Annotated in this window: 7 protein-coding genes; 5 read left to right on the forward strand and 2 right to left on the reverse strand. The window is 61.3% G+C overall.

Annotated elements, in window-relative coordinates:
- The first annotated feature begins 73 nt into the window (after window positions 1-73).
- Genes MNBBLIKP_RS00225 through MNBBLIKP_RS00235 form a run of 3 tightly spaced genes read left to right on the forward strand, consistent with a single transcriptional unit; the run spans window position 74 to window position 2,019 of the window.
- Window positions 74-781, forward strand: coding sequence for a CoA transferase subunit A (locus MNBBLIKP_RS00225; RefSeq protein ID WP_088306505.1), 708 nt, complete (start codon window positions 74-76; stop codon window positions 779-781).
- Window positions 781-1,422 carry a 3-oxoacid CoA-transferase subunit B gene (locus MNBBLIKP_RS00230; RefSeq protein WP_088306507.1) on the forward strand — a complete coding sequence of 214 codons (642 nt, stop codon included), beginning with the start codon at window positions 781-783 and terminating at the stop codon, window positions 1,420-1,422. Before MNBBLIKP_RS00225 ends, MNBBLIKP_RS00230 begins: the two co-directional genes overlap by 1 nt.
- 15 nt (window positions 1,423-1,437) lie before the next feature.
- Window positions 1,438-2,019 carry a malonic semialdehyde reductase gene (locus MNBBLIKP_RS00235; protein WP_088306508.1) on the forward strand — a complete coding sequence of 194 codons (582 nt, stop codon included), beginning with the start codon at window positions 1,438-1,440 and terminating at the stop codon, window positions 2,017-2,019.
- A 204-nt stretch (window positions 2,020-2,223) separates the two neighbouring features.
- Here the strand turns inward: MNBBLIKP_RS00235 and MNBBLIKP_RS00240 are convergent, their stop codons facing one another.
- On the reverse strand, window positions 2,224-2,982 hold the full coding sequence (locus MNBBLIKP_RS00240) for a DUF6118 family protein (protein WP_088306509.1): 759 nt from the start codon (window positions 2,980-2,982) through the stop codon (window positions 2,224-2,226).
- A gap of 10 nt (window positions 2,983-2,992) precedes the next feature.
- Window positions 2,993-5,887, reverse strand: coding sequence for a Ti-type conjugative transfer relaxase TraA (gene traA / locus MNBBLIKP_RS00245; RefSeq protein ID WP_088306510.1), 2,895 nt, complete (start codon window positions 5,885-5,887; stop codon window positions 2,993-2,995).
- A gap of 173 nt (window positions 5,888-6,060) precedes the next feature.
- On the opposite strand from traA, the gene MNBBLIKP_RS00250 reads away from it, so the two are divergent.
- Together MNBBLIKP_RS00250 and MNBBLIKP_RS00255 are read left to right on the forward strand one after the other, a co-directional pair.
- Window positions 6,061-6,363 carry a conjugal transfer protein TraD gene (locus MNBBLIKP_RS00250; RefSeq protein ID WP_088306511.1) on the forward strand — a complete coding sequence of 101 codons (303 nt, stop codon included), beginning with the start codon at window positions 6,061-6,063 and terminating at the stop codon, window positions 6,361-6,363.
- 22 nt (window positions 6,364-6,385) lie between these two features.
- Window positions 6,386-6,646 carry a conjugal transfer protein TraD gene (locus tag MNBBLIKP_RS00255; protein ID WP_088306512.1) on the forward strand — a complete coding sequence of 87 codons (261 nt, stop codon included), beginning with the start codon at window positions 6,386-6,388 and terminating at the stop codon, window positions 6,644-6,646.
- Window positions 6,647-6,747 lie beyond the last annotated feature (101 nt).

Here is a 6,747-nt window from a genome sequence, read left to right on the forward strand (position 1 = left end):
CGCGAATTCTCTTCGCGTCAAACGAAGGCCGCTCGTTTCTAACAGTTGCGTAGTCCATTGAAGTTCGGATGAAATGACGAAGCTGTTCTCAGATGCAAAGTCAGCGCTCGAAGGGCTACTGCACGACGGGATGCTGATTGCCGCTGGCGGATTTGGGCTGTGCGGCATTCCATCGCTCTTGATCGATGAGGTCGCGGAAAGCGGGGTCAGTGGCCTTACCATTGCCAGCAACAATGGCGGGCTTGATGGTGAGGGGTTGGGCAAGCTGCTGCGCTCGCGTCAAATCCGCAAGATGATTGCCTCCTATGTGGGCGATAACAAGGAATTCGAACGACAGTACCTTGCCGGTGAGGTCGAGATCGAATTCTGCCCACAAGGCACATTGGCAGAGCGGATGCGGGCTGGTGGCGCAGGCATCCCGGGTTTCTATACAAAAACCGGGGTCGGGACGTTGGTGGCTGAAGGCAAGGAAACCAAGCACTTCGACGGAGAAGAATACATCCTCGAGCGCGGCATTCTGGCGGATCTGGCCCTGGTAAAGGGGTGGAAGGCCGACACTGCGGGCAACGTGGTGTTCCGTAAAACGGCGCGCAACTTCAACGTGCCCGCCGCCACTTGCGGACGGATCTGTGTAGTAGAAGTGGAAGAGGTCGTGGAGCCTGGTGCACTGGCTCCTGACGGAATTCATTTACCGGGAGTCTACGTCCATCGTTTGATCGACGGTGGCCAATACGAAAAGCGAATTGAATTTCGCACTGTTCGTCAGCCGGCTGCAGCCTGATGCCCTGGGACCGTGATCAGATGGCCGCCAGAGCGGCGCAGGAGCTGCGCGACGGATACTATGTAAATCTGGGCATCGGCATTCCGACACTGGTTGCCAATTTTGTTCCCGAAGGCATGAACGTTACGCTTCAATCGGAAAACGGGATGTTGGGCATTGGGCCTTTCCCCTGGGAAGGCGAAGAGGACGCGGACTTGATCAATGCCGGCAAGCAGACGATCAGCGAGCTGTCTCACTCAGTCTATTTCGATAGTGCTCAAAGCTTTGCCATGATCCGGGGAGGCAAGATTGATCTGGCAATCCTGGGCGCAATGGAAGTTTCCGGCCAGGGCGACATCGCCAATTGGATGATACCCGGAAAAATGATCAAGGGTATGGGGGGAGCGATGGACCTCGTCGCCGGGGTCAGGAAGATCATCGTGGTGATGGAGCACTGCGCCAAAGACGGCAGCCCGAAATTCATCCCAGAGTGCACCTTGCCGCTTACCGGCCTCAACGTCGTGGACATGATTATCACTGACATCGCAGTTTTCGAGCGTCACAACAGGGCAGGCTGTTTCGACCTTGTGGAATTGGCGCCTGGTGTCAACGCGGCGGAAGTTGCTGCGAAGACAAGCTGTACCTACTCGATTTCGATGTGACGTAGATCTCAAGCTATGGATGACGCTCTGATCCGCAAGATGTTTCTTGAAGCTCGCTCGCAGAACGGCTGGATCGAACGGGATGTGGCGCCAGAGAAGCTGGTTGAAGCTCACGACATCGCCAAGTTGGCTCCAACATCTGTGAATGGCCAACCTATGCGGCTGGTTGTTTTGCGCTCCAAAGCAGCGCGGGAACGACTTCGCCCTTCGCTACCACCCAGTAACTATGCAAAGTTGCTGGATGCTCCATTGGCATTGATCGTGGCCTACGACGTTCATTTCTATGACAGGCTGGAGGCCTTGTTCCCCCACAACCTATCGGTCGGAAAGCTGTTTGAGGGGGATAGACTGGCCGCTGAAGAGACGGCCTTTCGCAACGGCTCGATGCAAGCTGCCTACTATATCATGGCACTGAGGGCCGTTGGCCTTGACGTCGCGCCGATCTCCGGGTTCGACAAGAAAAAAGTTCAAGAGGAATTCTTCGGCGGGACAACATGTGAAGTCAATTTCCTTTGCGGAGTCGGCCATGGCGATCCCGAGATGCTTTTCGACAGACTTCCAAGGTTGAACTTTGAAGAGATATCTAGCGTTATTTAGAGTCCCATTTCCTGATAAGGCAATCATGCGATGCTCGGTCAGAACATGTCCATGGCTGCGTTTTCGCCGATCCTGCTTTGCAGATGGATTGCCATGAACAACGTGCGGTTTGTATTCAGGCGACTTGCTGGTCTTGGTGAAGCTGACCGATAGAGTCTGCATCGGCAATTTTGGACTTTGGGCTGCCGTTCCGGGGCGTCCAACCTAGCGGTCAATCGAAACTTGGCATCTTACGGCTCTCCCGGTCTTGCGGGCTGCGTCCTTGCATTGCTGGATCGCTATGCGATTCGCGCCATAAGTTGCTGTCGCGTCCGATATGGCCGCCCACACCGGCGGGTTTTCGGAGCGTATCAGCCGGATGCCCGCATCAACGATGGTCGGCTCGCCAAGCGTGCGCCTTGCCATCCGCTCAGGAAGTTGCCAACTTTCCGGAAGTTCGCGGGCAATGATCCCCGGCAGGAACGACATCAATGCCGCCGCCAGCGCAGCGCCGGCACCGAAGAACCAACGCTCGCGCCTGACCTGTTCATCGCGCCGGGCCGCACTGCCAAACGCTTCTGACACGCTCCGTTCGAGCCCGCAGGCCGCAATCCGCCATTGCTGGATGGTCGCTTCATAGTCGCTGCGCGCCGAGCGGGCAGTCTGCTCGATCCGCTTGCCCATGTCCTCGGGCGTGATCTGCAAGGCAGGCATCTGCCCGATGGCCTTAAGGCTCTGGTCCATCGCCGCGAGGTTCGAGGTCATACCTGACAGCGTTGCACCGTAGTCGGGGATCACGATGTCGGCGCGCTCGGCGGCGAGATGCTCGACCGCGCGGCGCATCAGTGCGAGCTGGTGCTCAAGCCGAGTGAATGCCTCGGTGGCAGGATCTGAGGGCGCTTCGGTTTGGGCGGTCACCACATTATCGGGATCGTCGTCCGGCTCGATTGGCAGTTCCACTTCGCCGTCATCATCTTCTTGCATGTCAGTTCTCCTAGAGGCTCATCCCGAAATTTCGGGAGCGTTCGAGCGTCAGTGTTTTGGTCAGTTCGCGCTCCAGGCTGCGCTCGCCCTGGAGTTCGATGCCGAGTTCCTTGGCCTTGTGGCGAAGGTGCTTTTCGAGTTGCGGATCGCGCTCGATCCCCTTGGCGAGAGCAGCCATGCGCTCGGCCAGCTTGCCTGCACCTTCGCGGTCACCATCGGAGCGCAACTGCTCGCGTGCCGCGCCAAGCTGCTTCCAGTCGCTTACGAACCGCTCGGCCCGCTGGACTGGGTCGCTCCGCGCTTCGGCCTCGTGGTTCATGGCGCGCATGGCGGTCTGGCCGCGCCCCTCAGCAGCCTCGCTCGCCAGTTCTGAACCACGGGCAAAGGCGCTAGCCAGATCGGTCGAAGCATGGGGCCGAATTGCATCCAGCGACTGCCCCGCGCGCTCCAGGGCAAGACTCTGATGCGGCAGAACAGGCTGGCCACGATCCTGTGTCTGAGCGACGTCCTGATAAGCGCGCGCATAACGCTCGACCGCACGGCGCTCATCGCTGACGGGCAAGCGCGGGGCGGGGGCATTTTCCAGCCCGGCTGACTTTGGCCGAAAGCCGTCGAAGATCCCGCGCACCTTTTCGGGAACCTTGCGCACCATTTCAGCAATGCGTTCGCGGAACGTGATGCCGCGCCGCTCGGCAAATTCCTTGGCCGGATCGGCTTGGGCGTGATCGCTCGCCATGTCCTTGGCCCGCTCGCGGCCGAGTAGTCGGACCAGCTTTGATTGATCGGCAAAGTCATCTTTGCCGTAGTGCAGGTCCATCCCATCGCGGTGCCGCGAGAACGCAACATAGCTGGCATGGCTGTCCATGCCGGGCGTTGCGAGGACATGGCTGCGATCAACTGTCACCCCTTGCGCCTTATGGATCGTTGCGGCGTAACCATGATCGACATGGGCATAGTCCTTGGTGTCAAACGCGACCTTCCGGCCATCGTCGGTGCGCACTGCCAGACGTGCCGGATGCGCCGCATAAACGGTGCCAAGCGTACCGTTCTTGATCCCGAGGCCGCGCTCGTTGCGCAGGAACATGATCCGGTCGCCGGACGCGAACTGGCGATCGCCGCGCGCGGTCTCGATGGTCGCATCGTTGCCCAGATCGCCTGCCCGACGCATCTGGGAACGCGCCATCAGGTTGAGTTCGCGAACCTCGTCATTGGTGTGAGTGAGGATGATCCGGCTGGCCGACGAATCACTCTGCCGCGCGCCATCCCATCCCTGGATCAGCGCCTCGCGTGCGGTCTCGCGGGTGCTGGTCAAGTGGACCATGCCGTGCTCGTCATAGGCCCGGATCGCTTCCCCGGTCCGGCCCGTCGCGAGGTGGCGCGTGGCATCGCGCTGCCAGCCATTATGCTGACGCCGGATCTCAGTGATTTCGACCCCGCCGTGGCGCTCATGGAGAGCACGGAAAGCGGCCCCGGATTCGATCGCCTGGAGCTGCTGCGGATCGCCGACCAGCACCACCTTGGCGCCTGCATCGGCTGCGCGGGAGAGCACGCGCTCCATCTGCCGGGTGCCAACCATCCCGGCCTCGTCGATCACCAGCACATCGCGCGAATTGAGTAGGTCGTTGCCCTTGCTCCAGGCATGTTCGAGGCTGGCGATAGTTCGCGAGGCGATCCCCGATCCGGCTTCGAGGTTCTCGGCAGCAATGCCCGACAGAGCCGCACCGCGCACCGCATAGCCCGCGTGCTCCCAGGCCTCACGGGCGACGCCCAGCATCGCGCTCTTGCCGGTACCGGCATAGCCCACGACCAGAGCCAGGCCGCGCTTGCCAGCGACATGTTCGAAGGCCGCGCGCTGTTCCCCGGAGAGCGTCAGGCCACACACTTCGAATCGTTTCAAGGCCCTCGCTTGCTGCTCCGCACTGACCTGGTGGCGCTCTCCTTCAAAGAGCTTATCGGCAGAACGCTGCAACCGTTCCTCGGTCTCGATCATGGCCCGCGAAGTGAACCGCTCCTGCCCGCTTCCATCTGTGCCGAGCAGAATCAAATCGGGGGAGGCGCGTACTACACTGAGCGCAGCATCGAACTGCTCCTTGCCGTCGCTATGGCGGTGAATGAACGCGGCGAGATCGCGCGGGGTGAACGTCGCCTGATGGTGGGTGATCGCATCCATAGCGAGCACCGGGTTGGCGATGATCCGTTCCCCATTACGCTGTGCGATCGCGCGGTGTTCCTCGATCCGTTCGGCTTCGAGCCCGCGACCACCGATCCGCGAGGCGGCGGGGCCGATCTTGTCCTGAGGTTCGAGCGCAATGCCCTGGTCTGCGAGACAGCGATGATCGATCCGCGCATCGATATCCCGCTCCGCAAGCGCACGGTTGACGTGATCGGCCCAGCGCTCGCGCCATATCTCGATCAACTCGCTGCGGTTCCACTCGCGCACCTTGCCGCCGAACCTGTCGCCGATGACCTCGCGCATCGTCAGCATGACATGGGCGTGCGGTTTTGCCTCTCCGTCCTTGCCAATATCCCAATGGACGTTGAGATCGGCGATCATGCCTTCGGCAACGAACTCTGCCTCGACGAATTCGCGTGCGAGCTCGATCGCGTCCTCTTGGGAAAGCTCGCGGGGGAGGGCGAACTCAACCTCCCGGGCGAGCTGCGCGTCCTTGCGCTTTTCCGCCTTCTCGACCGCGTTCCACAGTCGCTCCCGGTCGGCGAGCTCGGGGTTCGCACCTTCGGGCAACAGCACTTCGGAGTGCACGACCCCGGCCTTGCTGGTGAAGTCGTGGTCGCGATCGATCCGCTCATCGTGCAGCCGCTCGCCCGCACGGTAGGCGGCAGCGGCCACGCTGCTGCGCCCGCTTGAGCGGCCGATCACTTTCGCGCTGAAGTGGAAGATTGCCATAACGGCAATCCAGTTACGCCATCGAAGCCGCGTCGGCACGACGTATAAGCGCGCCCTCTCTCGAAAATTTCTCGCTCGGAACTCAGCCGTATCAGACTGTCCCACTGACCTTGCTGCATTGGGACCAGTGCAGCCGTATCATCGGCGCATCACCTCCAAACGGAGACAATGGAATGCGCAAACCCCGCGATATCGATTCGGAGCTGAAGGCGCTCGCCGACAAAGCGAGACAGCTAAAGGAGCGGCGCGTGCGCCAGCTTGGCGAGCTGATCCTGGCGACCGGCGCTGATGTGCTCGATCCCGATGAACTGGCAGGCGCACTGCTCGATGCAGCGGGCAGCGACAGCGCACAAAAGGAGGGCTGGCGCAGACGCGGCGCGGCGTTCTTTCAAGGCAAGGGGAACAAGCCTTCGCGTGGAGCTCAAGACAAGCCGAACGGCGCTGCTGCGCGCGACAGCGGCGCGGCATCGGCTTGAAGCGAGGAAGGCGAGGACCGACATGCGCGACTGGCAAGTTCAACGCCGCGAACGAACCCGCCTGCTAATCGAGCTCGGCGGGTTGGTCGTAAAGGCGGGGCTGGTTGAACTGGCCGATGACGACCGCGCTGCGCTCTACGGCGCATTCCTGACGGTCGCGGCAAAACTGCGTGGGGAGGAGGGAGCCAATGCGCTGGTGCTGTTCCGCCGCAAAGGCAAACGTGCGTTCGACGCTGAAGCAGACAGCGCAAAGCGCCCCGGCGGAAGTCCCGCCGGGGCGTAATGCGGCGCTACTTGGCCTGCCGCTTCCTGGGCTCGTCCGAGGTGGCTTCCTTGGCCTTGGCGAGGAAGTCGACCTGCTCGGCGATGATCTCGCAGCCATAA

Source organism: Novosphingobium sp. B 225, assembly GCF_002198665.1.
GTDB lineage: Bacteria > Pseudomonadota > Alphaproteobacteria > Sphingomonadales > Sphingomonadaceae > Novosphingobium.